General features: G+C 68.7%; 20 protein-coding genes. 13 read left to right on the top strand and 7 right to left on the bottom strand.

Annotated features, from left to right (window positions below; translation table 11 throughout):
• Positions 1-349 precede the first annotated feature (349 nt).
• The 9 genes from Q9Q79_RS00440 to Q9Q79_RS00400 are packed head-to-tail and all read left to right on the top strand — an operon-like array spanning position 350 to position 12,698.
• Positions 350-1,981: a TldD/PmbA family protein gene (locus Q9Q79_RS00440; RefSeq protein WP_012478715.1), complete on the top strand. Its 1,632-nt coding sequence runs from the start codon at positions 350-352 to the stop codon at positions 1,979-1,981.
• A gap of 30 nt (positions 1,982-2,011) precedes the next feature.
• Entirely contained in the window at positions 2,012-3,646 is a 1,635-nt protein-coding gene (locus Q9Q79_RS00435) for a TldD/PmbA family protein (protein WP_005407530.1), read from the top strand.
• Positions 3,647-3,667: 21 nt separating this feature from the next.
• The gene (locus Q9Q79_RS00430; protein WP_005407529.1) at positions 3,668-5,002 is read left to right on the top strand and encodes a TldD/PmbA family protein; all 1,335 of its coding nucleotides are present in this window, start codon (positions 3,668-3,670) and stop codon (positions 5,000-5,002) included.
• Positions 5,002-5,709: a DUF4159 domain-containing protein gene (locus tag Q9Q79_RS00425; protein ID WP_005411842.1), complete on the top strand. Its 708-nt coding sequence runs from the start codon at positions 5,002-5,004 to the stop codon at positions 5,707-5,709. Before Q9Q79_RS00430 ends, Q9Q79_RS00425 begins: the two co-directional genes overlap by 1 nt.
• Positions 5,710-5,725: 16 nt before the next feature.
• Positions 5,726-6,709 carry a MoxR family ATPase gene (locus Q9Q79_RS00420; RefSeq protein WP_005407527.1) on the top strand — a complete coding sequence of 328 codons (984 nt, stop codon included), beginning with the start codon at positions 5,726-5,728 and terminating at the stop codon, positions 6,707-6,709.
• A 7-nt stretch (positions 6,710-6,716) separates the two neighbouring features.
• Complete coding sequence (locus tag Q9Q79_RS00415; protein ID WP_049395464.1) at positions 6,717-7,613, top strand: DUF58 domain-containing protein; 897 nt, start codon at positions 6,717-6,719, stop codon at positions 7,611-7,613.
• Positions 7,610-8,731 (top strand): BatA domain-containing protein, encoded by a 1,122-nt coding sequence (locus Q9Q79_RS00410; RefSeq protein ID WP_201863846.1) that lies wholly within the window; start codon positions 7,610-7,612, stop codon positions 8,729-8,731. The genes Q9Q79_RS00415 and Q9Q79_RS00410 overlap by 4 nt, the downstream gene beginning before the upstream one ends.
• Positions 8,728-10,893, top strand: coding sequence for a hypothetical protein (locus tag Q9Q79_RS00405; protein ID WP_201863848.1), 2,166 nt, complete (start codon positions 8,728-8,730; stop codon positions 10,891-10,893). The genes Q9Q79_RS00410 and Q9Q79_RS00405 overlap by 4 nt, the downstream gene beginning before the upstream one ends.
• Positions 10,890-12,698, top strand: coding sequence for a hypothetical protein (locus tag Q9Q79_RS00400; RefSeq protein ID WP_201863849.1), 1,809 nt, complete (start codon positions 10,890-10,892; stop codon positions 12,696-12,698). Before Q9Q79_RS00405 ends, Q9Q79_RS00400 begins: the two co-directional genes overlap by 4 nt.
• 59 nt (positions 12,699-12,757) lie before the next feature.
• Here the strand turns inward: Q9Q79_RS00400 and Q9Q79_RS00395 are convergent, their stop codons facing one another.
• Both Q9Q79_RS00395 and Q9Q79_RS00390 read right to left on the bottom strand, forming a co-directional pair.
• On the bottom strand, positions 12,758-13,432 hold the full coding sequence (locus tag Q9Q79_RS00395) for a hypothetical protein (protein WP_012478708.1): 675 nt from the start codon (positions 13,430-13,432) through the stop codon (positions 12,758-12,760).
• Positions 13,433-13,472: 40 nt separating this feature from the next.
• Entirely contained in the window at positions 13,473-13,991 is a 519-nt protein-coding gene (locus tag Q9Q79_RS00390) for a hypothetical protein (RefSeq protein ID WP_044569323.1), read from the bottom strand.
• Between the two features lie 211 nt (positions 13,992-14,202).
• Between Q9Q79_RS00390 and Q9Q79_RS00385 the strand changes: the two genes are divergently transcribed.
• From Q9Q79_RS00385 to Q9Q79_RS00375, 3 genes are all read left to right on the top strand, one after another.
• A complete protein-coding gene (locus tag Q9Q79_RS00385) occupies positions 14,203-16,692 on the top strand; it encodes a DEAD/DEAH box helicase (RefSeq protein ID WP_049395469.1) in 2,490 nt (829 codons plus the stop codon).
• Positions 16,689-17,711 (top strand): ribonuclease H-like domain-containing protein, encoded by a 1,023-nt coding sequence (locus Q9Q79_RS00380; protein WP_111197704.1) that lies wholly within the window; start codon positions 16,689-16,691, stop codon positions 17,709-17,711. Before Q9Q79_RS00385 ends, Q9Q79_RS00380 begins: the two co-directional genes overlap by 4 nt.
• A gap of 66 nt (positions 17,712-17,777) precedes the next feature.
• Positions 17,778-18,092, top strand: coding sequence for an I78 family peptidase inhibitor (locus Q9Q79_RS00375; RefSeq protein ID WP_201863851.1), 315 nt, complete (start codon positions 17,778-17,780; stop codon positions 18,090-18,092).
• A 66-nt stretch (positions 18,093-18,158) separates the two neighbouring features.
• On the opposite strand, the gene Q9Q79_RS00370 is transcribed toward Q9Q79_RS00375, so the two are convergent.
• Positions 18,159-20,156, bottom strand: a complete 1,998-nt coding sequence (locus Q9Q79_RS00370; protein WP_111197701.1) for a M56 family metallopeptidase — start codon at positions 20,154-20,156, stop codon at positions 18,159-18,161.
• 3 nt (positions 20,157-20,159) lie between these two features.
• Positions 20,160-20,546: a BlaI/MecI/CopY family transcriptional regulator gene (locus Q9Q79_RS00365; RefSeq protein ID WP_005407516.1), complete on the bottom strand. Its 387-nt coding sequence runs from the start codon at positions 20,544-20,546 to the stop codon at positions 20,160-20,162.
• 191 nt (positions 20,547-20,737) lie between these two features.
• On the opposite strand from Q9Q79_RS00365, the gene Q9Q79_RS00360 reads away from it, so the two are divergent.
• The gene (locus Q9Q79_RS00360; protein WP_201863853.1) at positions 20,738-21,859 is read left to right on the top strand and encodes a serine hydrolase domain-containing protein; all 1,122 of its coding nucleotides are present in this window, start codon (positions 20,738-20,740) and stop codon (positions 21,857-21,859) included.
• On the opposite strand, the gene Q9Q79_RS00355 is transcribed toward Q9Q79_RS00360, so the two are convergent.
• From Q9Q79_RS00355 to Q9Q79_RS00345, 3 genes are all read right to left on the bottom strand, one after another.
• Positions 21,794-22,435 (bottom strand): hypothetical protein, encoded by a 642-nt coding sequence (locus tag Q9Q79_RS00355; RefSeq protein ID WP_024958664.1) that lies wholly within the window; start codon positions 22,433-22,435, stop codon positions 21,794-21,796. The genes Q9Q79_RS00360 and Q9Q79_RS00355 overlap by 66 nt on opposite strands.
• Positions 22,436-22,609: 174 nt before the next feature.
• Positions 22,610-24,016 carry an XVIPCD domain-containing protein gene (locus Q9Q79_RS00350; RefSeq protein ID WP_286244886.1) on the bottom strand — a complete coding sequence of 469 codons (1,407 nt, stop codon included), beginning with the start codon at positions 24,014-24,016 and terminating at the stop codon, positions 22,610-22,612.
• Positions 24,017-24,147: 131 nt separating this feature from the next.
• Positions 24,148-25,266, bottom strand: coding sequence for an SDR family oxidoreductase (locus Q9Q79_RS00345; protein WP_005411829.1), 1,119 nt, complete (start codon positions 25,264-25,266; stop codon positions 24,148-24,150).
• Positions 25,267-25,463: the final 197 nt, after the last annotated feature.

The raw sequence follows: 25,463 nt of genomic DNA, 5'->3' as shown, positions 1-25,463 counted from the left end.
CCGACCAACGGTCGGCACCCACCAACAGCCACCGGCCAGCTGTCAGAGGTGGGGCGGTGTGGGTGGGCAGGACCGTTGGCGCCATGGATGGCGCCATCGAGCCCCCAGGGACGGGTTTACGGCGTGTCCTGCCCACCCACACCGCCCCGCCATCCCACGGAATGCCGCTCTGGCTCTGGCTTTGGCCGTTGCCGTTGCTCTGAGCAGGTGCAGGGCGCAGCCCTGCCGAAACACCCCCAACCATGACTGCAGTCACTTGTCCCCACGCCCCGCGCTGGCGAAAGTCGAGGAGTTGACGTGATCGGTCCGGCCCATTGCCAACCGCACGCAAGCGAGAGAGAGAAACGCTGTGCAACGACGTGAGTTCCTGGCTTTTTCCGGTCTGGGCCTGGCGGGCCTGCTGCTGCCGCATTCCCGTGCCATCGCCGCCGAGCAGCTGCTCGCCCCGGTCGATACCGCCCAGCGCAGGCGCCTGGCGGACGTGGCGCTGGCCGCCGCACGCACCGCCAAGGCCAGCTACTGCGATGTCCGCATCGGCCGCTATCTCAACCAGTCGGTCATCACACGCGAGCATCAGGTCGGCAATGTGACCAACCGCGAATCGTCCGGCGTGGGCGTGCGGGTGATCGTCAACGGTGCCTGGGGCTTCGCTGCAACCCATCAGCAGACCGAGGCCGCCGTGCGCGCTGCGGTCGAGCAGGCGGCGGCGATCGCCCGTGCCAACGCCAGCATCCAGACCCGGCCGGTGCAGCTGGCGCCAACGCCGTCGGTCGGCGAGGTGCACTGGAAGACCCCGATCCGCAGGAACGCGATGGCGGTGCCGATCCAGGACAAGGTCGAGCTGCTGCTGGCACTCAATGCCGCTGCGCTGAATGCGGGCGCCGACTACATCAATTCCACCCTGTTCCTGGTCAACGAGCAGAAGTACTTCGCCTCCAGCGACGGCTCGTTCATCGACCAGGACATCCATCGCATCTGGCTGCCGTTCACCGCCACCGCCATCGACAAGGCCAGCGGCAGGTTCCGCACCCGCGCCGGCCTGTCCTCGCCGATGGGCATGGGCTACGAGTTCCTCGATGGCGATGCGCGCGGCAAGGTGCAGCTGCCCGGCGGCATCACCGCTTACCGCGATTCCTACGACCCGGTCGAGGACGCCATCGCGGCCGCCCGCCACGCGCGCGAGAAACTGAAGGCGCCGTCGGTGAAGCCCGGCAAGTACGACCTGGTGCTGGACCCGTCCAACCTGTTCCTGACCATCCACGAGAACGTCGGCCACCCGCTGGAGCTGGACCGCGTGCTTGGCTACGAAGCCAACTACGCCGGCACCAGCTTCGCCACCCTGGACAAGCGCGATGCGGGTTTCCGCTGGGGCAGCGACATCGTCACCTTCTTCGCCGACAAGACCCAGCCGGGCAGCCTCGGCGCCGTCGGCTACGACGATGAAGGGGTGAAGACGCAGCGTTGGGACCTGGTGCGCGACGGCATCCTGGTTGACTACCAGGCCACCCGCGACGAGGCCCATATCCTCGGCCGCGATGCATCGCATGGCTGCAGCTATGCCGATTCCTGGTCCAGCGTGCAGTTCCAGCGCATGGCCAATGTCTCACTGGCACCGGGCAAGCAGCCGCTCAGCGTCGAGGACATGATCAAGGACGTGGAGAACGGCATCTGGATCCACGGCCGCGGTTCGTATTCGATCGACCAGCAGCGCTACAACGCGCAGTTCGGCGGCCAGCTGTACTACCAGATCAAGGACGGAAAGATCGCCGGCATGGTCGAGGATGCGGCCTACCAGATCCGAACGCCGGAATTCTGGAATGCCTGCACCGCCATCTGCGATGAACGCGACTTCCGCCTGGGCGGTTCGTTCTTCGACGGCAAGGGCCAGCCCGGCCAGGTCTCGGCGGTCTCGCACGGTTCGTCCACCACCCGCTTCAACGGCATCAACATCATCAACACCGCGCGCAGTCTCGGCGCTTGAGCCACCCATCCTTCGACATGGAGAGCAGCCTTGCAAAGACGTGACTTCCTGGCCCTGACCGGGCTTACCGCGGGCGGGCTGATCGTGCCCTCCTTCTTCGGCAAGGTGATCGCCGCCGAACAGCTGCAGAGCTCGCTGGACCTGGGGCTGAAGAAGCGCCTGGCCGATGCGGCGCTGGCCGCCGCCCGCCAGGCCGGCGCCACCTACTGCGACGTGCGCATCGGCCGCTACCTGCGGCAGTTCGTGATCACCCGCGAGGACAAGGTGCAGAACGTGGTGAACACCGAGTCCACCGGCGTGGGCATCCGCGTGATCGTCAACGGTGCCTGGGGCTTTGCCGCCACCAATGCGCTGGGTACGGCCGATGTGGCCAAGGCCGCGCAGCAGGCGGCGGCGATCGCCAAGGCCAACGCCGGCGTGCAGACCGCGCCGGTGCAGCTGGCCAAGGCGCCGGGCGTCGGTGAGGTGAGTTGGCGCACGCCGATCCGCAAGAACGCGATGGAGGTGCCGATCAAGGACAAGGTCGGCCTGCTGCTGGACGTCAACGCTGCGGCGATGGGTGCCGGTGCCAGTTTCGTCAATTCGATGCTGTTCCTGGTCAACGAGCAGAAGTACTTCGCCTCCACGGACGGTTCCTACATCGACCAGGACGTGCACCGTATCTGGGCGCCGATGACGGTCACCGCCATCGACAAGTCCAGCGGCAAGTTCCGCACCCGTTCGGGCCTGTCCTCGCCGATGGGCCTGGGCTACGAGTACCTGGATGGCGCCGCCGCAGGCAAGGTGGTCGGCCCCAATGGCGTGGTCAACTACAGTTCTTCCTACGACATGAAGGAAGACGCCATCGCCGCTGCCAGGCAGGCGCAGGAAAAGCTGAAGGCACCGTCGGTGAAGCCGGGCAAGTACGACCTGGTGCTCGACCCGTCGCATACCTGGCTGACCATCCACGAATCGATCGGTCACCCGCTGGAGCTGGACCGCGTGCTTGGCTACGAGGCCAACTACGCCGGCACCAGCTTCGCCACCCTGGACAAGCGCGAACAGCATTTCCAGTACGGCAGCGAACTGGTCAACATCTTCGCCGACAAGACCCAGCCGGGCAGCCTCGGCGCGGTGGCGTACGACGATGAAGGCGTGAAGTGCAAGCGCTGGGACCTGATCAGCAACGGCAAGCTGGTGGACTACCAGACCATCCGCGACCAGGCCCACATCCTCGGCAAGACCGAGTCCGACGGCTGCTGCTATGCCGACTCGTGGTCCAGCGTGCAGTTCCAGCGCATGGCCAACGTGTCGATGGCACCGGGCAAGAAGCCATTGAGCGTGCCGGACCTGATCAAGGACGTGGAGAACGGCATCTACATCATCGGTGATGGTTCGTTCTCGATCGACCAGCAGCGCTACAACGCGCAGTTCGGCGGCCAGCTGTTCTACGAGATCAAGAACGGCCAGATCACCCGCATGCTGGAAGACGTGGCCTACCAGATCCGCACGCCGGAGTTCTGGAACGCCTGCACCGCCGTGGCCGACGAGCGTGACTACCGCCTGGGCGGTTCGTTCTTCGACGGCAAGGGCCAGCCGGGCCAGGTCTCGGCGGTCTCGCACGGTTCGTCCACCGCGCGCTTCAACGGCATCAACGTCATCAACACCGCACGCAGCCTCGGCTGATCGGTCAGGAGCCCTTACACCATGAGTATCTTCACCGAAGCCCAGGCCAAGGCCATCCTCGACAAGGTCATCGCCCTGTCCAAGGCCGACGAATGCACCGCCGTGCTGGCCGGCGCGATCGACGGCAACATCCGTTTCGCACTGAACAATGTCTCCACCAGCGGCATCGTCGACAACACCGAACTGGCGGTCACCGTTGCCTTCGGCAAGCGCGTCGGCACGGCCTCGATCAACGAGTTCGACGATGCCGCGCTGGAACGCGTGGTGCGCCGTGCCGAAGACCTGGCCCGCCTGGCCCCGGAAAACCCGGAGTTCATGCCGGCCATCGGCAAGCAGACCTACCGCGCCAGCCCAACCTTCAGCGAATCCACTGCCGCGATCGATCCGGCGTTCCGTGCCAAGGTTGCCGCAGATTCAATCGCGCCGTGCCGTGGCCATGGCCTGATCGCCGCCGGCTTCCTCGAAGACGGCCAGGGCTTCCAGGCCACCGCCAACAGCAACGGCAACTTCGCCTACCAGCGCACCACCAACTTCAATTACACCTGCACCGTGCGCACCGAGGATGGCCGTGGTTCGGGCTGGGTCGGCCGCAACCTGAAGGATGCGGCTGACTTCAAGGCGGACCAGGACATCCGCATCGCCATGCGCAAGGCCACCGAATCGGCCGAAGCCAAGGCGCTGGAACCGGGCAAGTACACGGTGATCCTGGAGCCGGCTGCGGCGGCCGGCCTGATCAGCTTCATGATGAACTTCTTCAGCGCACGCTCGGCCGATGAAGGCCGCAGCTTCCTGTCCAAGAAGGGCGGCGGCAACAAGCTGGGCGAGCAGGTCTACGACCCGCGCGTGACCATGATCGCCGACCCGTGGCACCCGGACGCACCGGTGCTGCCGTGGGACAACGAGGGCCTGCCCCGCGAGCGCATGGCCATCATCGAGAACGGCAGGATCGCCAACCTGGACTACTCGCGCTTCTGGGCGCAGAAGCAGGGCAAGACCGCCAAGGCGTCGCCGGGCAACCTGCTGATGAGCGGTGGCGACAAGAGCACCGCCGAACTGGTTCGCGGCACCCAGAAGGGCATCCTGGTCACCCGCACCTGGTACATCCGCATGGTCGATCCGCAGACCGTGCTGCTGACCGGCCTGACCCGCGATGGCACCTTCTACATCGAGAACGGCCAGATCAAGCATCCGGTGAAGAACTTCCGCTTCAACGAATCGCCGGTGATCATGCTCAACAACATCGAAGAGCTGGGCAAGCCGGTGCGCGTGGCCGGTGATGAATCCAGCTACGTGATGATGATCCCGCCGATGAAGCTGCGCGATTTCACCTTCACTTCGCTGTCCGACGCGGTCTGATGGATCGCCGGGCCTGCCTGCGCTGGTTGGCCGCTGCCGCTTCGGCGGCGGCGCTGCCAGCCTGGGCACAGGCAGGCCCGCGCAGTTCGCGCTACGACTTCTGGTTCACCCGCCTTCAGTACGACTCCGGTGACTGGGACGTGGACGCGCGCATGCCGTCCAACCTGATCACCTCGCTGATCGACTACACCTCGCTGCGCGTGGACCCACAGGAACACGTGGTGGCGCTGGCCGACCCACGCATGCTGGAAGCGCCGTTCTGCTACCTGGCCGGGCACACGCTGGTGGAGTTCAACGCCGCCGAGCGGCAGAACTTCGTGCGCTACGTGCGCAATGGCGGCTTCGTCTTCGTCGACGACTGCAACCACGATATCGACGGCCTGTTCGCTACCTCGTTCGAGGCGCAGATGGGTCGCCTGTTCGGGCCCAGGGCATTGCAGAAGCTGCCCAACAGCCACCCGCTGTACCGCAGTTTCTTCCGCTTCCCGGATGGCCCGCCTGCCACCAGCTTCGAACTCAACGGCTGGGGCGACGACCTGGTGCACGACTACCTGAAGGGCATCGAGGTCGACGGCCGCCTGGGCCTGCTGTACAGCAACAAGGACTACGGCTGCGAGTGGGACTACGACTGGCGCAACAAGCGCTTCCTGGCCGAAGACAACACCCGCTTCGGCGTCAACATCGTGATGTACGCGTTGAACAACTGATAGGACCTGCACGCCCATGACCTCCCCCGACCTCGATTCCCTGCTGCCGCGCCTGGATGAGCTGCGCGCCGCGCTCGCACGCGCAGTAGTGGGCCAGAACACCGTGGTCGAGCAGCTGCTGATCGGCCTGCTGGCCGGCGGCCACTGCCTGCTGGAAGGCGCACCCGGGCTCGGCAAGACCCTGCTGGTGCGCTCGCTGGGCCAGGCACTGGAGCTGCAGTTCCGGCGCGTGCAGTTCACCCCCGACCTGATGCCCAGCGACATCCTCGGCACCGAGCTGCTGGAGGAAGACCACGGCACCGGCCATCGCCACTTCCGCTTCCAGCAGGGCCCGATCTTCACCCACCTGCTGCTGGCCGACGAACTCAACCGCACCCCGCCCAAGACCCAGGCCGCACTGCTGGAAGCGATGCAGGAGCGCACGGTCAGTTACGCCGGTACCACCTACGCGCTGCCCGCGCCGTTCTTCGTGCTGGCCACGCAGAACCCGATCGAGCAGGCCGGAACCTACCCGCTGCCGGAAGCGCAGCTGGACCGCTTCCTGCTGCACGTGCTGGTGGATTACCCCAGCGAAGACGAGGAACGGCAGATCCTGGAACAGACCACCGGCGGTGCCACCGACGCGGTGCCGAAGGTGATGGATGCCGACGCGGTGATCGCGCTGCAGGCCGCGGTGCGCCAGGTGCATGTCAGCCCGGATGTGCTGGCCTGGATCACCCGCCTGGTGCGCGCCAGCCGGCCCGGCGACGGTGCTCCGGCGGCGATCAACCAATGGGTGAAGTGGGGCGCCGGCCCGCGTGCCGGCCAGTCGCTGGTGCTGGCAGCGAAGGCACGCGCACTGCTGCAGGGCCGTTTCGCCGCCACCCGCGAGGACGTGCAGGCGCTGGCCGCGCCGGTGATGCGCCATCGCCTGCTGCTGTCGTTCGCCGCCGAGGCCGAGCAGAAGCGTGCCGACGACGTGGTCGCCGCGCTGCTGCAGGCCGTGCCCTTCCCGGGTTGAGCCACGCGTGAACGCAGGTACGCCGTTGACCCTGCCGCCGGAACTGCGTGCGCGCCTGCGCCTGCTGCGGTTGCGGCCGCGCCTGGCCAGCGGTGCCAGTGGCATCGGCCAGCACGCCAGCCGCAGCCGCGGTGCCGGCCTCGAATTCGCCCAGTACCGTGCCTACGAACCGGGTGACGAACTCCGCCAGATCGACTGGAAGCTGTATGCACGCTCGGACCGCTTCTTCGTGCGCGAGTCCGAACGCGAAAGCCCGATCACGGTCTGGCTGCTGCTCGATGCCACCGCCTCGGCCGGCCAGGCGGATCGCGCGGCACCGCAGCACTCGCGTCTGGACCATATGCGCGGAGTGGCCGCGTGCGTGATTGAGCTGGCCTTGCAGCAGGGTGACCGTTTCGGCCTGCTGGCAATCAATGGCGATGGCCTGCAGCTGGTCCCCGCGGCGAACGGCGCGCGCCAGCGTGATCGCGTGCATCTGCAACTGCACGCCCTGCAGGCGCGCGGCGCCTGGCCTGCGGCCGATCGCCTTCGGCCGCTGTGGGAGCGCGTGCGCCCGGGCGACCTGCTGCTGGCAATCGGTGATGGCTTCGACGACGCCGGCATCGTGCTGCTGGAACAACTGGCCAGCGCGCGCCGCGAAGTGGCACTGCTGCAGATCCTCACCGCCGACGAGCGCGACTTCCCATTCGACGTCGGCCACCGCTTCCGCGACCCGGAGACCGGCGAGGAACTGCTGGGCGATGGCGCGGCGATCCGCGCTGACTACCTGCAGCGCTTCGCCGACGCACGCAGCGCATTGCATGCGCGCCTGCAGGCCAACGGGATTGCCAGTGCCACCGGCTGGCTGGACCAGCCGCTGGACCAGGCGCTGCAGGCGCTGTTTGGCCGTGGGGGCGATGCATGACCCTGCTGTTCCCGCTCGGCCTGGCCGCGCTCGCCGCAGGGTTGCTGCCGCTGCTGATCCACCTGGCCCGCCGCCATCCGTACACGCCACTGGATTTCGCCGCGCTGCGCTGGCTGCGCGCGCAGATACGGCCACGCCAGCGCATCCGCTTCGATGACTGGCCGTTGCTGCTGGTGCGCCTGCTGTTGCTGGCCGCACTGGCCCTGCTGCTGGCACGACCTGTGTTGACTGGCCCGACGGCGCCTCCCGCTGCATGGACCGTGGTAGCGCCGGGACTGGATGCTACGACCCTGCATGGAACGGCCGAGGATGGCAACTGGCACTGGCTGGCACCCGGCTTCCCCGCCATTGATCAGGCACCCCCTGCAGCCACCGCCTCCCTACCCAGCCTGCTGCGCGAACTGGACGCGCAGCTGCCCGTCGGCACCGCATTGACCGTGCACGTTCCCGATCCCCTGCCCGGCCTGGATGGTGCCCGCCTGCAGCTGTCGCGCGACGTGCAGTGGCACACGCAGCCGATGCCGGTCACTGCGCAACCGAGTGCCGCGACGTCGCCGCGCCTGCGCGTGCACAGCGATGCTTCGGCCACTGCCCAGCGCTGGTTGAACGCACTGCAGCGCGCGTGGGGCGTGCAGTCACCGCTTGCTCCGCTGCCGGCGGATGCCCTGCCGGAGCGCGGTGAGATCGGCGTGTGGAGCCGCAGCGATGCACTGCCGGCGAACTGGCAGGCGTGGCTGCGCGGCGGCGGTCGTGTCATGACTGCCGGCAAGCCTGCTGCCAGCGCCCGCATCCTGCTGCGCGATGCCGAGGGCGCACCGCTGCTGTGGCAGCAACGCATCGGCCACGGCTATCTGCTGGCGCTGCCGGGTGGCTGGAATGCCGCCAGCAACCCTGCGCTGCGCGATCCGCGCCTGCCACGTGCCCTGCTGCTGGCGCTGCAGCCGCCTACGGCCCCGCGCCTGGGCGATGCACGTGACCAGGCACCGCAGCGGACCGCATTGCCTGCTGCAACACCACCGCTGCGTGAGCCCACGCCTTGGCTGTTGCTGGCCGTCGTGCTGCTGTTCGCGCTGGAACGCTGGATGGCCAGCAGCGCCCGGCGCAGGGTGGGCGCATGAATGCCCTGCAACACGCCTGGCAACGCGCGCGCCGCCGCCGTGCGCTCATCACCCTGCTGCTGTGCCTGCCGTGGGCGCTGGCCGCAACGATACTGGCCCTGCGTCTGGCAGGCTTCGATATCGCCTGCGTCGTCGGCACGATCAGCCTGCTCGCGTGTGCGGCCTTCGCCACTGCACGTGCCCGCCAACTGGACCGGCAGTGGCTGCAGCGCCAGCTCGATGGCAGTGGTGCCAGCGAGGACAGTGCCGATCTGCTGTTCGCCGATGCCGCCACGCTCAATCCGCTGCAGCAGCGCCAGCGCACGCATGTGCTGGCCATGCTGGAACGCGCGATGCCGGAGCTGCGTCCACGCTGGCCGCGTGGGGCATTGGCGCTGTGCTGGATCGCAGGCCTGGCCATTGTTGTGCTGGCATTCGGCTGGCCACGTTCCGGCCCCGGCTCCGTGCCTGTCCGCACGCCGGTGCCTGGCAGCGCTGCTGCTGCGGGCCCGCTGCGCCTGCAGTCCACCCGCCTGCGCATCGACGCGCCGGCCTATACCGGCCAGGCCACGCTCACCCAGAATGCGCTGGATGCGAAGGTTGCCGCCGACAGCCGGCTGTCCTGGTCCCTGCGCTTCGACCGCGCCCCGGACAAGGCGTGGCTGCAGTTCCACGATGGTCGCCGCTTGCCACTGAGCGAGCGCGAAGGACAGTGGCAGGCGCAGGATGTGGCACGTATGCCGCTGCTGTACCGCGTGGTGAGCGAACCGGCGCTGGCAGAGACCCGCCTGCATCGGCTGGATGTGGTGGCCGACCGTGCACCCAGCGTGCGCGTACTGGAGCCCACGGCCAGCCTGGTGCTGGGCACGCCGGGGCAACGGCAGTGGGCACTGCGCTTCGAGGCCAGCGACGATTACGGTGTCGCGGCGCAGGCAACGCTGTCGATCACCACTACCCAGGGCAGCGGTGAGAACATCACCTTCGTAAAGCGCAGCGTCACGCTTGCCGGCAGCGGCGAAGCCACCGCGCGGCGTTTCGCCCACACCCTTGATCTGGCTGCGCTGGGCGCGCAGCCTGGCAACGATGTGATCGCCCAGCTGGAAGTACGCGACAATCATGCACCCACGCCGCAGACCGGGCGCAGCAGCAGCGTGATCCTGCGCCTGCCCAGCGCCGAAGTCGCGCTCGGTGCAGAGCTCGAGGGCCGCATCAAGAAGACCCTGCCTGCGTATTTCCGCAGCCAGCGGCAGATCATCATCGATACCGAAGCGCTGATCCGGCAGCGACGCAGCCTGGCCGCCGAGGACTTCGTGAAGCGCAGCGATGCGATCGGTGTCGACCAGCGCATCCTGCGCCTGCGCTACGGCCAGTTCCTGGGCGAGGAAAGCGAAGGTGCGCCGAAGCCGCCGCCGACCAGCGACCTGCCCACCAGCGATGCGCCGACCGCAGACGGCCACGACGACGATCACGAGCACGACCATGGCGCGCAGGCCGGTGCGCAAGACGACCATGGCCACGATCATGGCAGTACAGCCAACGCAGATATCCCGCCGGTGTTCGGCAGCGAGACCGACGTGCTTTCCGAATACGGGCACACCCATGACCACGCCGAGGCGACCACCCTGCTCGATCCGCAGACCCGCGCCACGTTGAAGGCCGCGCTGGATCAGATGTGGTCGGCCGAAGGCGAGCTGCGCCAGGGCCGCCCGGAGCAGGCGCTGCCATTTGCCTACAAGGCGCTGGGCTTCATCAAGCAGGTGCAGCAGGCCGAGCGCATCTACCTGGCCCGGGTCGGGCCGGAGCTGCCACCCATCGATGAAAGCCGCCGGCTAGGCGGTGATCGCGCCGGACTGGCCAGTCGTGAACTGCCGTTGGCCGCGCGAACCCCGCCGGACCCGGCCATCGTTGAAGCCTGGCAACGCCTCGGTGATGACAACGGCGCACCGGATCTCGATGCGCTGGCGGCCTGGCAGCAGCGCAACGCCGCCTACCTGCCCGATGCACTCGATCTGGCTGCGGCCATCGAGCAGCTGCGCATCGAGCCCGACTGCGGCGACTGCCGCCAGCGCCTGCGCGCACAGTTGTGGCGGGCGCTGCAGCGTCCTCTGCCACAGACGATGCGGCGCAGTGCCGCCGATGCGATGGGCCAGCGCTACCTCGACGCGCTGGAGGCGCAGCCATGAACGCCTCCGCTGTGAACCTGTGGATTGCACCGGCACTCGCCCTGATCGTGGTCATCGCCAGCGTGCGCCAGCTGCGTGCGGACACTGCGCACCCCGGCCGCCGGTGGGTCGTGATCGCACTGCAGATCGTCGTCGCCACGCTGCTGTATTTCTGCCTGGCGCCCCCCACCCGCCAGCAGCCCGCAGGCGGGCTGGTCGTACTTGGCGTCGATGCCGGCAAGGCCGACTCACTCCCGGCCAGCGAAGGCCCGCTGTTGCTGTTGCCGGAAGCTGCCGATGTGCCCGGCGCACAGCGCGTACCCGACCTGGCCACCGCGCTGCGCCAGCATCCGGCCGCCACGCTGACGCTGGTCGGTGCGGGCCTGGTCGCACGTGACCGCGACGCGGTGCTGCCGCCGGATGTGCGTTGGCAGGCTGCACCGGAGCCGCGCGGCTGGATCGCGCTGCAGCCGCCGGCCGATGTCGCACCCGGTGCCCGCTTCGACGTGCTGGCGCAGGCGCGTGGCGCGGCCAAGGCGAAGGCCGAACTGCTCGACCCGGCCGACAGCGTGGTCGATCGCACGGAGGTTGCCGACGACGGCCGCGTGCAGCTGAGTGGTGTCGCCCGCGCCGAAGGCCGCAGCGTGTTCCAGCTGCGCCTGCTCGATGCCGACGGCCATGTGGTGGACAGCGTACCGGTGCCGCAGCAGACCCTGCCGTCCGCACCGCTGCGCCTGCTGGTGCGCGCCGGCGCGCCGGGTCCAGAGCTGAAGTACCTGCGGCGCTGGGCAGCCGATGCAGGCATCCGTGTGCAGGTGCAGGCGGATACCGGGGCCGGACTCAGCATCGGCGATGGCGCGGTGTCGATCGATGCAGCATCGCTCACGCGCAGCGATCTGTTGCTGCTGGACGAGCGCAGCCTGGCGGCATTGAGTGCTGGCCAGCTGGCCGCCGTGCGCCAGGCGCTGCGCGATGGACTGGGCGTGCTGGTGCGCAGTGCGGGCGCACCTTCGGCCAGCGCGCGGCAACGCCTTCGCGATCTGGGCCTGCCAGTGCAGGGTGATGGCAGCAGCCACCCCCTCGAACTTCCCGGCGATGGCGAAAGCGCGGTCCTCGCCGCACGCCGTGGCCCGCTCGCCGCTGGCACATTGCCGACCGGCTACGGCGAAGAGGCCGACCGCAGCTCGCACAGTGCCGCGCTGTCTTCGCTGGAAGCACTGGCGTTGCAGGCGCCGGGCAGCAACGCGCTGCTGCACGATCGGGGCGGTCAGGCCGTCGGCGGCTGGCGCGCGGTCGGCAAGGGCCGCATCGGCCTGCTGCCGCTGACCGACAGCTGGCGCTGGGTGCTGGCAGGCCGCGATGACCGCCACGGCGAACTGTGGAGCGACGTGGTTGCCACGCTGGCACGCGCGCAGGGCAGCGGTGATGCGCTGTGGTCACCACAGCCCATCAGCTGGGCAGGCGAACGGCAGGCGCTGTGCGGCGTGCAGGCGCCGCTGCAGGCCTTCAACCTGCGTGGCGACAGCGTGGCGCTGATCGCCGATGGTGCAACGTCGGCGCTGCGCTGCGCCGGCTGGTGGCCCCGTGAGGCAGGCTGGCAGCGCCTGCAGCATGGCGACAGCATCGTCTGGCGCTATGTGTTCGACCCAAAGGACGCCGCTGCACTGCATCGGCAGGCGATGATCGATGCGACCACGCAGGCGTTGGCCTCCAGCACGTCGGCGAACGCGTCGGTGATGCAGCCCGTGCCGGGCTCACGCTGGCCGTGGTGGCTGGCGTTCGTGTTGTGCGCATCGCTGCTGTGGTGGCTGGAACGGCGGCGCTGACCCGGGGTCGGATCCCTTTCGCCCGCGAAAGGGCTCTGACCCCCTCCGTCAGGCGTTCTTCAACGCGAGCCCGCGCGCCGGTACACGCCATTGAAGCGCACGTTCATGCCACCGCATTCGCTGTTGTCGGCCACGATCAGCACCTCGCCCAGCGAATGCACGCGTACCTTGCAGGTGTCCTCGACGAACTCGACGTCGGCACCGCGCGGCGCGGCGCGCGCTTCCACCTGGCCCATGTTCGGTCCGTAGGGACGCTGCTCCGGCGTGGGGTTGGCGGAGGGCCAGTAGGCGTCCCCCTCCACATGCAGTTGCCCACCCTGCACGGTGATGCGCAGGCCGTTGTCGCCGTCCTTCCAGTTGCCCGCCCAGTCCTGCAGCGACGGCACGGCCACCGGCAATGGCTGCAGCTTGCTGCGGTCCACCCAGCCGGCACTGCCACCCACCCTGTTCGGGAAGAACGCGCAGCGATAAGCGCCCAGGTCGCGCCCGGTCACCACCGTATCGCCGTTGACCACATAGCTGCGCTGTCGGCAGGCCGGTTCGCCCTTGGCCGGGCAGCCGTCCATGTCGCCAAGCAGGTACAGGCGCGGTGCATCGACCACCCGCGCCAGTGCGAACCGGCTCTGTTCGGACGGGAACGCGCCATTGCGGCAGGCGCCGTCATCGGCGATGCCGGAAGCGAAGGCGGAGGCTGGCAGCAACGCGGCCAGCAGGCAGAACGAACGCAGGGACATGGCGATGGCACCGATGGGGAAGCCGGCAGGATATACCGGGCTACTTCACCGGCGGCGCGTCGCCAGCATTCTGCTCCTGGGAGAACCGCAGCGCGCGCCGCTGCTGTTCCGCACTGAGTTCCGGCGGCGGCCGCGCCACGGCGGCCTGGATCTGCGAAGGTCCACCCGTGAGCTTGTTCACGCCCTTGGCGGCCGCCATCACACCCTTGACCACGCCCATCATGATGTAGCCGCCGCCCATGCTCACCTGCTCCGGCGATGGCGGTTCGCTCCAGTCACGGCTGAAGCGGTTGTCGCCGAACTTCACCGGGTTCTTGAAGCGGTAGAGATCCAGCGGCTCGTCTTCCGGCTTGAGCGCACGCACTTCGCCGAGGGTGGTGACGTTGTCCTGCGGCAGAGCGGTGGAGATCGGTGCGGTGGTTGCCGCCGAAGCATCCACCGGGGGAACGGGCGCCGGATCGGGCACCGCCACCGGCGCGGCCTGCTGCGCCTGCGCGATGCCGGCCAGCAGCATGCCGGCCAAGAGGGCTCCCTGCGTTCCACGTCGTGCCACAGCCATCCACCTGTTGGTTGCGTCCAGCGCCCAAGGATACGGATGCCGGCTTCAGATTTCGTTGCTGCACTGGCAGCTGTTCAGCCAGGGGAGATGCGGCGACGCTACGGGACGCGGGCACTGAACGGTTCACGCCCTCCGTGTGCGGTGTCTCACATCCTGAGACGTGAGTGTGGTGCCATGTGACCCCTCGCAATCCGTCCCGGCTCCATCTTCCATGGCCTACGAACTCGCCAAGCGCACCGCCGATGCCGAGCAGAAGCTCGCCACGCGCGACGGCCTGCCCGCCCGCGACGGCGCCCTGCTCAGCGCGCGCCTGCAGCGCCGCTACCAGGACCGCATCACCGGCAGCTTTGCCATTCCCGGCCGCGAAGGCCGCTATGCGCCCATTCCCGATTCAGTTCCGCCTGCCCTGGCCGCTGCGCTGAAGGCGCGTGGCATCGAACAGCTCTACAGCCACCAGGCCGAAGCTTGGGAGGCCAGCCAGCGCGGCGAGCACGTGGCCATCGTCACCCCCACCGCCAGCGGCAAGTCGCTGTGCTACACCCTGCCGGTGGTCAGCGCGGCAATGCAGGACAAGGCCAAGGCGCTGTACCTGTTCCCGACCAAGGCACTGGCCCAGGACCAGGTGGCCGAGCTGCTGGAACTCAACCGCGCCGGCGATCTGGGCGTAAAGGCCTTCACCTTCGATGGCGACACGCCCGGCGATGCACGACAGGCCATCCGCCTGCATGGCGACATCGTGGTGTCCAACCCGGACATGCTGCACCAGGCCATCCTGCCGCATCACACCAAGTGGGCGCAGTTCTTCGAGAACCTGCGCTACATCGTCATCGACGAGGTACACACCTACCGCGGCGTGTTCGGCAGCCACGTCACCAACGTGCTGCGCCGGCTCAAGCGCATCTGCGCGTTCTACGGCGTGCAACCGCAGTTCATCCTGTGCTCGGCCACCATCGGCAACCCACAGGCGCATGCCGAGGCGCTGATCGAGGCCCCGGTGACTGCCATCACTGAATCCGGTGCGCCCAGCGGGCCGAAACAGGTGCTGTTGTGGAACCCGCCGGTGATCAATCCGGACCTGGGCCTGCGCGCCTCGGCGCGCTCACAGAGCAACCGCATCGCGCGCATCGCGATCAAGTCCGGGCTGAAGACCCTGGTGTTCGCGCAGACACGTTTGATGGTGGAAGTGCTGACCAAGTACCTGAAGGACATCTTCGACCACGACCCGCGCAAACCGCCGCGCATCCGCGCCTACCGCGGTGGCTACCTGCCCACCGAGCGGCGCGAGACCGAGCGCGCGATGCGTGCCGGCAACATCGACGGCATCGTCAGCACGTCGGCGCTGGAACTGGGCGTGGATATCGGCAGCCTGGACGTGGTCATCCTCAACGGCTACCCCGGCAGCGTGGCCGCCACCTGGCAGCGCTTCGGCCGCGCCGGCCGCCGCCAGCAACCCGCACTGGGAGTGATGGTGGCCAGCTCGCAGCCGCTGGACCAGTACGTGGTTCGCCACCCGGACTTCTTCGCCGAGGCCTCGCCCGAGCACGCGCGCATCGCGCCGGACCAGCCGCTGATCCTGTTCGACCATATCCGCTGCGCGGCCTTCGAGCTGCCGTTCCGGGTCGGCGATGGCTTCGGCCCGATCGATCCGGAGGTATTCCTGGAAGCGCTGGCAGAGACAGAAGTGATCCACCGCGAAGGCGAGCGCTGGGAATGGATCGCCGACAGCTATCCGGCCAACGCGGTCAGCCTGCGTGCGGTGGCCGACGGCAACTTCGTGGTGGTCGACCGCAGCGATGGCCGCCAGCAGATCATCGCCGAGGTCGATTACTCCGCCGCCGCGCTCACTCTGTACGAGGGCGCCATCCACATGGTGCAGTCCACGCCGTACCAGGTGGAGACGCTGGACTGGGAGGGGCGCAAGGCCTACGTCACCCGCACCCACGTGGACTACTACACCGACAGCATCGACTTCACCAAGCTCAAGGTGCTGGACCGTTTCGATGGCGGCGTGGCCGGCCGTGGCGATTCGCATCATGGCGAAGTGCACGTGGTGCGCCGCGTGGCCGGCTACAAGAAGATCCGCTATTACACCCACGAGAACATCGGCTACGGACCGGTGAACCTGCCCGACCAGGAACTGCACACCACTGCGGTGTGGTGGCAGCTGCCGCAGGCGCTGCTGCTGCGCGCGTTCGCCAGCAAGCAGGATGCGCTGGATGGCTTCCTCGGCGCCGCGTATGCACTGCACATCGTCGCCACCGTGGCGGTGATGGCCGATGCGCGCGACCTGCAGAAGTCGGTGGGCAACGGCGATGGTTCCTGGTTCGCGATCGCCGACCAGAGCGGCCGCGGCCAGCTGCGCGGCAGCGAGGGCGATCCCGGTGGGGTGGAGCTGCTGCAGGAGTTCGTGCCCACCGTTTACCTGTACGACAACTTCCCCGGCGGCGTCGGCCTCAGCGAACCGCTGTGGCAGCGCCAGGCCGAACTGGTGCAGCGCGCGCGCGAACTGGTGCAGCGCTGCGACTGCAGGGCCGGCTGCCCGGCCTGCGTGGGCCCGGTGCTGGCCGCGCAGGAAGACGATGAGACTTCGCCGCGCGCGCTGGCGCTGCGCGTGCTCGACCTGTTCGATGCCGACGCCTGCCAGCACGTGCCCGACGTGGTGGTGACCACGCGCGACCCGATGGAGCTGCTGGCACCGTGAGCCTGAGCCTGGACAAGCTGCGCCTGCTGCGCAGGCAGGCCGGCGACACGAAGGCGAGCACACCGGCCGCGCCGGACGTGCCCCCTGCGCCACCGGCACCCGTGGCCGCGAACGATGCGCGGCAACCACCGGCCGAACGTTCGGTGTTCGCCTGGGTCGAACAGGAGATCCGCCACAAGCCGACCGGCGCTGCGGTCTCCACACCGGCACCCGCACCGCTGCGTCGGCCGGAAGTGGGCGGTCTGCATCGCCTGCTCGGCCTGCGTTCGCGCGGTGGAGCCGCGCCGGCACGCGCCAGTGCACAGGTTCGTCAGTTGCCCGGCGAGGAGATCGCGCCGGGCCTGTTCCTGATCGAATCGCTGCAGCCGCAACCAATCCCGACCGCCCCGCTGTCATTGGCCTTCGCCAAGCGCGAGGACCAGCATGTAGCTGCGCGCGACCTGCTGTTCTTCGATACCGAGACCACGGGCTTGGCCGGTGGCACCGGTACGCGTGCCTTCATGATCGGCGCGGCCGACTGGCACGTGTGCCCGCAACGTGGCGAAGGCCTGCGCATCCGCCAGCTGCTGATGTCCACCATGGCTGCGGAAGAAGCGATGCTGGCCACCTTCGCCAGTTGGCTGCAGCCCTCCACCGTGTTCTGCAGCTACAACGGCCGCAGCTACGATGCGCCGCTGCTGAAGGCGCGCTACCGGCTGGCGCGCCAACGCGATCCGATCACCGCGCTGGACCATGTGGACCTGCTCTACCCCACCCGTCGCCGCTATCGCGGCACCTGGGAGAACTGCAGGCTGTCCACCATCGAGCGCCAGCTGCTGCGCGTGGTGCGCGAGGACGACCTGCCCGGCTCGGAAGCGCCGGGCGCATGGCTGCGCTTCCTGCGCGGCGGCGACGCGGTGAACCTGCGCCGGGTGGCCGACCACAACCATCAGGACGTGGTGACCCTGGCCCTGCTGCTGCAACGGCTGGTGCACGAGGAGCAGCGCGAGCGCGAGACGCTGGCGCTGGTCGGTCAATAGGCCTTGACGCGGCCTGACGGTGGCAGCGGTGACACTGCCGCCACCATCCACGCCTGGAGCCCGACGATGCGCCTCAATCCCCTGGTCCTGCTCGCCATCCTGCCCTTGGCCGCCTGCAGTCATGCCGGCAGCAGCACCTCCCACGATCCCGCGCCAGCGCCCGTGGCCGATACCGCGCACGAATGCAAACCGGAGGCGCTGGACGCCTTCACCGGCAGGACCGCCGACGAAGCCACGATCAAGAAACTGGTGGCTGACAGCGGTGCGCGCGGTGCACGGGTGGTCAAGCCGGGCATGGCGGTGACCATGGACTTCCGCCAGGACCGCGTGACCGTGCAGGTGGATGCGCAGAACCGCATCGAGCGCGCCAGCTGCGGTTGATGTTCCCAGGGTAGTGCCGGCGCTGGCCGGCCCCCCCCATTGCCGGCCAGCGGCCGGCACTACCGATCAGAGTCGCTCGGCCTTGCCACTGGCCAGTGCGCGCGCGATCACCTGCTGCGCCTGCTGCGATGCCTGCGCATGCACGCGTGCCTGGCGCTCGCCCAACGCGGCCTGTTGGCTGCCCAGCGTCGCCTGGCGGCTGGCCAGTTCAGACTGCTGGCTGGCCAGGCGCTGCATGGCGCGGGTGCGGCTGGCACGCGCGGTTTCGTTGTCCACTTCCTGCATCGCACGACGCGCCTCGGCGGCAGCCTCACGTGCGGCCTCACGTGCAACCGCCGCGTCGTTGGTCGCGCCCCGCGCCGCCTTCGCCGCTTCGGCCGCCGCTTCGCGATTGATGTCATGCGCGGCCATCGCACTGCGCGCGGCCTCCGCTGCGGCCAGTGCCAGGCGGCGCGCCTCTTCACCCTGCAGACGCCCCATCTCACCCATCTGCTTGCCCAGGTCGCCCTGCTGGCGGCCCAGCGCACTCTGCTGGCGGCCCAGTTCGCTCTGCTGGCGACCAAGGTCCGCCGCACCGGCATAGGCGCGCTGCAGCGACTGGATCAACATCGGGTCGCGCACCACATAGCGCTTGTCGCCCTGGCGGAACCACAGCGCCGGGCCCTTGCCGAGCTGCCTGCGGGCCACCATCACGTCGTCCATGCCGCCGTTGGCGAAGGTCGAATCACCATCGACCAGCACGAAGGCCTCCCGGGGCGACTTGCCCAGATCGAGGCGACCGTAGGTCGTGATGGAGGAGGTGGTGGTCGTGCCGTCATGGTCCTCATCCATGCCAGCGGCATCGTCGACATCGGCCACATCGGCCACATCGGCATCGTCGGGACCGGAGGGTTCTTCCATATCGGCCGGTTCTGCGGGCGGTGCGGGAGCCACCGGCTCGGCCGGAACGCGCGCGGCCGAGGCTGGTGCGGGCGGGGCTTCCGGAGCCTTCGGCGGGGGCGGCACCACGGCCGTCGGGGCGGCCGGAGGTGCGGGCGGGGCCGGCGGCACCGGCGCTGCGACCAGCCGCATCGGCGCCACGCCCACCACCACCACCACAGCGGTCAGCGCCACCGCCAGCAGACGCGGGCAGGACCGGTGCGACTGCAGCGAAAGCAGGCGACGCTTGAGGCTGGTGGTGCTCGGTGCGGCGCTGGCCACGCCCAGATGCGGCTGCGGGGCCACGCCCAGCTGCAGCAACAGGCGGCCATAGGCCTGGCGGCTGGCGCCATGTTGGCCGACCACCGCCGCATCCACGGCTTCCTCGCGGGCCTGCGCGTATTCGCGCACCGACAGGCGCAGCAGCGGGTGGAAGAAGAACAGGTGCTGGGCCAGCGCGGGCAGCAGGCCCCATTGCAGGTCACGGCGCTGCAGGTGCTGCAGTTCGTGGGTCAGTGCCAGGTCCAGCGCATCGCCCTGCAGGACGTTGTCGCCGGCCGGCAGCAGCAGCACCGGGCGGAACGGCCCGACCAGCTGCGGTGCGTCCACCTGCATGCTCATCCACAGTCGCGGCGCACGGCGCACGCCGTGGGCATCGGAGGCCAGCTGCAGGGCCTGCACCAGCGCCTCGTCCTCGCAGGGATACGCCGCAGCCAGCAGTGCGCGGCAGCGGCGCCACTCACCGAAGGTGCGCAGCGCCATCATCAGCACGCCGGACAGCCACAGCGCGGCCAGTGCGACCGCCCACCACGCAACTGCCGGTACTTCGGCCGCGGGCAGCGGCATCGCGGCCAGCAGCTGCGCCGAGGCCTCCGGGGCCAGCGGGTAGACGATGTCAGCGGCCACGTCGGTCGCGGTCATCGCCACCGCCTGCGGCGCCGGCAGCCAGGCCAACTGCAACGGCTGGCTCCAGAACAGGCCGAGCACGGCCTGCAGCGAGACCAGCCACCACAGACGGCAGCGGGTCGCCGCCGACAGCGACGGCAGCGCGCGGCACAGGCCGTACACCAGCGCCACCAGCAGCACGGTCTGCAGGCTGGTCCAGCCCAACCGTTCCAGCATCGGAATCAGCATCGTGGTGTCCATGGCTCAGCCCTCGTGGCGACGCGATTGGAGTTGGGCGACCAGCGCTTCCAGCTCGGCCAGTTCGTTGTCGCTGACCTGCTGGCGCTGCGACAGGTAGGCCACGAACGGCGACACCGAGCCCTGCAGGGTGTTGTCGACGAACTGGGCCACGGCACCCTGCAGCACGCTCTGCGGGCCACGGGTGGCCTGGTAGCGGTAGACGCCGTCCTGCTGCCGGCGCTGAAGATACCCCTTCGCCCGCAGCCGCTCCATCATCGTCAGCACGGTGGAACGGGCCAGGCCGCGGGCCTCGCCGTAGCCACTGGCGACCTCGCCGACCGTGGCCGGCGCATGTTCATCGATGTACTGCAGCAGGGCCAGTTCCTGATCCCCGATGGTCTTGCCACGCATGACACCACTCCCTTGACTACACGTGTCGTCACTGTCAGCTTGACGACAGCTGTAGTCAACCCCCCGGAAGTCATGGGCCGACGAACGGTAGGCACCACCGAGCGCTTAAACCTTTGACCCGCCCGCTGCATCCGATCCGCAACGCCCCGCTGGAATTCCGCATGTCCCGCCCAATGCTCCGAGTCCTGCTCATGCTCATCAGTGCACTGCCCTTCGCCGCTGTCTCTGCCAGCCAGGACCAGGCCAACGACCAGACCCGCCGCCTGATCCGCCAGATCATGCTGGAGCAGCGCATCCCGGGATTGCAGATCGCGGTGGTCAAGGACGGGCAGACGGTGTTGTCCGAGGCCTACGGGCTGGCCAACGTGGAGAACGGTGTGCTTGCCTCGCGCGACACCCGTTTCCCGCTCAATTCGGCCACCAAGGCGTTCACCGGCGTGACCACCGCGCAGCTGGCCCAGCAGGGGCAGCTGGATCTGGACGCACCGGCCTCGCGCTACCTGGATGACCTTCCGCCAGCGTGGAGAGACGTACGCATACACCAGCTGCTGGCGCATACCTCCGGCCTTCCCGACATCCTTGATGCGAAGGGACTGCTGGGCGGTGGCTCAGAAGCGCAGGCGTGGGCGGCCGTCACTGCGCAGCCGCTCGAAGCCGAACCCGGGCAGCGCTTCGCCTACAACCAGACCAACTACGTACTGCTGGCACGAATCATCGCGAAGCAATCCGGCATGCCCTACGAACGTTTCCTCGCCACCGGCCAGTTCAGCAGCGCGCGCATGGCCCGCACCACCTTCGGCGACAGCTACGACCTGATTCCCGATGCGGCGACGATGTACAGCCTGGCCCCGCGTGCCACCGACGCTGCGGATGCACCGTCCCGCCTGTCGCACTGGTTCTACGACATACCGCCTTCGCTGTGGGCCGGTGGCGGCATCCTCACCACCGCCGACGACACCGCGCGCTGGCTGGTCGCGCTGACCGAAGGCCGCCTGCTGCCGGAGACCGCCCTGCGGCGGATGTGGAGCGCGGAGCGCCTGGCGGATGGCCGTGCCGGCCCGTGGGCGGGGGGCTGGCCGGTACTGCGCGCATCGCCCGACCTTCAGGTGGCCGGTATCGGCGGTGCGCGCTCGGCGTTCGTGGTCTATCCCGAGCGCGGCGTGGCGGTGGTGGTGCTGACCAATCTTGTCGGTGCCAATCCGCAGCAGTTCATTCCACGCATTGCCGATTTCTATGCGCGCGATGCCTCAACGCCCAGTCACGAACGGGTCGCCCCTGCACGGCAACAACGGGCTGTCATCGCAGGGCCATAGCCCGGCCGGCACGGTCCTGGCCACTTCGAAGTGATCCTGGTTCCAGCGCAGGAAACCGCCGTGGATGGCATTGCCATGGTCGAAGCTGCGCGCATCGTCGGCCAATGGCTGCTCGGGGTCGGCTTCGGCCACCCAGCGCACCACCGGCACCTTGTCCAGCTGCCCGATGAAGGCGAACAGATCGCCCGCGCCCCTGTCCTGGTAAGCCGTCATCGTCGCCGTATCAGGCAGCTCGGCCTGCGCCAGCAACGACGCGGTGACATCCTGCAGCGGTGCGGCTCCCTGTGCGATGTAGGCGCGCATGCCCGTGGTGGTTGCTGGGCAGTCCTGCAGCTGCACGAGATACCCGGTGGTACCGCCATTGCTGGAGAACGAGCGCATCCAGTAGCGGAAACGCGGTCCGCTGCGATCGGTGACCATGAAATCCTGCTGGCCACCCTGCGCGGGAATGGAAAGCACCTGCGCATTGCCGGCACTCTCCACGTTGCACTTCAACTGCGCCAGCACCCGCCTGGCCGGTTCGGGCAGCGCAGCGTAGCGGCCGCCGGAATGGGCGCTGCCGGAAGCTTCCGGCAATGCAGGCAATCCGCGTTCAGTGGGTCCTGCCTGCGCAGGCAAGGTCTCCGGTTTCGCCTCAGGCTTCGCAGCAGGTGCGACCGGCACGGTGTACTCCCCGGCGGGTGCGCATGCGCTGCACGCCAGCAGCAACACCCACGGCAAACCGGACATCAAGGGTAGACGGACCATCCTTCAACGTCCTCCCATCGCGGGTGCTTCGTGCTGCTGTGCCGGCGCGGGCACGGGTGCACCCTGTTCGCGCGCTTGCTGCTGCAGCTGGCGCAGGCTGGTTTCCACCGCAGTCTCGCGCACCTCGGCTGCGTTGACGCCTGCGCGCACGGCCGCCGGATCGCCCGGATTGCCCTGCACCAGGAACAGTGTCTCACCCGCAGCGCGGCCGCCACTGGGATTGCTGGCCACGATCTGGTCGACCCGGGTGATGCCTGCGGCCTTCGCTTCGCGCAGCAAGACCAGACTGTAGTCATCGGCATGCTCGGCGTAGCGCCCGCCCAAGGCCTGCAGGTGCGTGCTGATCTGCTGCTGCAGGGCATGGTCGCGATGCTGCGGCTGCCGGGGATCGTCATTGGCCGCGAGCGGCGTGTCCTGTCCCAGCCCGCGCGCCTGGCCCGGCGCAACCGAGGTCAGCACATACTGCCAGCGGTTCTGCCCGGGGGTGCCGCGTACCGTCGCCACGAAGTCGTCGTACTCACCGCCGCCGATGGTCTGGCAGCCCGCCGAATCGGTATTGGACCGGCTGCCACGATGGATCTTGAAGGTGTCGTTGAGGTGCTGCACGCCCTGGGTATCGCGCGCATCGAACCAGCCATCGCCATTGCTGTCGCGCTCCACCCGTCCAGCGCCGGCGGTGATCGCCGCCTGCGAAGGGCGCAACGCGAACTCATCGGGATGGCCGTTGCGCGGATGCGTGGTCGCGCGCATCTCGGTGGTGCCTTCGCCCAACCGTCCAAGATCCTTGACCCGGTCGCCGTTGACGTCCTCGCCCTCGGTCTTGGTACGCGGCGCCACGTTGCCGAAGCCAGGGCTGCGTGGCGTGGTCTTGGCGTGTCCGTCGTACTGGGCGGTCGGTTCTGTCGTGGCCTGGTTGAACTCGCGCACATGGCCGTGGTCCTGCGCATCCTTCCACAGCACCACGATGCGGTCGTCGTAGACACCACGTCCTCGCGCCTCGGTGGTGCGGTTCTCGTCGCGCAGCCCCAGCACCACGCGATCCTGCGTGGCCATCGCATCGTTCGCTGCGGCGTTGCCGCGCTGGGCCACGATGCTGCCATACACGTCGTACTGCTGGGCCTGGCTCAGGCCCGCAGTCTCCGCGGCGTCGGGCATGCGCGGTGGGCGCGTCGCGTCGCTCAGGCGATCCAGCATCGGCTTGACCGTGGCCGCGTCAGTGGCGGATACGCCACCGCTCCGTCGCAGCGCCTCAAGCTCGGTGGCGCCCCGCGCCGCGATGTAGCGATCCAGCGATTCCTGCACCACCGCACGCTGGCCGTTGTGCAGGGCCTCCAGGCGGGCGGCCGCGCCACGGGCATCGTTCTGCCGCAACAGGGCGACGACTTCATCGGCCGCTGCGCTGATATCCATCTCCGGCATGATCTTTCCCTGAACGTGATCGTATGGGAGTCCAGCCTACCCCACCGCACCGGCGCAGCCGTTGACACACGCCACACACCTGCGCGAAGCCCCGTTCAGCAGGCGCCACGCCGTAGTGCTGTTCACCCGCGTGGCCCGCCCATCACCGGCAGGATCACCCCGCTGATGTAACTGGCACAGGCCGGCGAGGCCAGGAACACGTAGGCCGGCGACAGTTCCTCGGGCTGTGCAGGCCGGCCCATGTCGCTGTCCTTGCCAAATTCCGCCACGTCCTGCGCCGGCTTGTCGGCCGGGTTGAGCGGCGTCCATACCGGCCCCGGCGCCACGCAGTTGACCCGGATGCCGCGCGGCAGCAGCTGGCTGGCCAGCGATTTGGTGAACGCGTGGATCGCACCCTTGGTCGCCGAGTAATCGATCAGCGCCTTGCTGCCGAAGATTCCCGTTTCCGAACCGGTGTTGATGATGCTGGCGCCCTCGCCCAGATGCGGCAGCACCGCGCGCGCCATCTGGATGTACCCGCCGATGTTGGTCTGCAGGGTCTCCTGCAGGTGCGCGTCTTCCAGGTCTTCCAGCCGCTCGCAGTGCAGCTGGAACGCGGCGTTGTTGACCAGGATATCGATGCCGCCGAACGCCTTGGCCACCTGCTTCACCGCTTTGTCGCAGAAGCGCGGATCGCGCACGTCACCGGCGATCACCACGCAGCGACCGCCTTCGCGCTCCACGTGCTGGCGGGTGATGTCCGCGTCCTCGGCCTCGTCCAGGTGCAGCACGGCCACGTCGGCACCTTCGCGTGCGAACAGCACCGCCACCGCGCGGCCGATGCCGGAATCGCCACCGGTGACGATCGCACGCATGCCCTGCAGTTTGCCGCTGCCGGTGTAGTCGGGTGCAAGGAAACGCGGCGCCAGCTCCAGTTCGTGTTCGTGCCCGGGCTTGGCCAGCTGCTGCGCCGGCATCGCCTCCGGCTGGCGTCGTGCTCCGGCCTGGGTCGCGGTCTTCTTTGTTGCCTTCTTGGTTGCCTTCTTGGCCGCGCGGGCGTCCTTGGCCTTCTCCTGGTCCTGCAGGCGCCGCTGCCGTGCCGCAACGCGGGCGGCGCGGGGATCGCTGGCGGCGGCCTTGCGGGTTGCAGTCTTCACCACGCGCGGGCGATCGGGGTCGGCGATGGTCCTGGTTGCAGTGCTGCCTTTGCGCACCTTGGGTGAGGCTTTGCGGCGGGCGGGGGTTTTCCTGGTGGTGGCCATGCAGGTCTCCTCGGGGGGGGAATGGGATTGCCGGCCAGCGGCCGGCACTACCGGGCGCATGCGCCGCAGTACCGGGGGCGGCATCCGCCGCTCCTGCAGTGTCTCCACCCCTGCTGTTGGCGGCAGTGAGCGCGCCGTGTCCATGATGTGCACGGCATTCATTCCGCCACCACGTGCGCCGTCGCACCCTGCACGCA

The organism is Stenotrophomonas sp. a6 (assembly GCF_030913325.1).
GTDB lineage: Bacteria > Pseudomonadota > Gammaproteobacteria > Xanthomonadales > Xanthomonadaceae > Stenotrophomonas > Stenotrophomonas maltophilia.
Note: the sequence above shows the minus strand (reverse complement) of the source record. Positions and strands in the feature narration are given on the sequence as shown.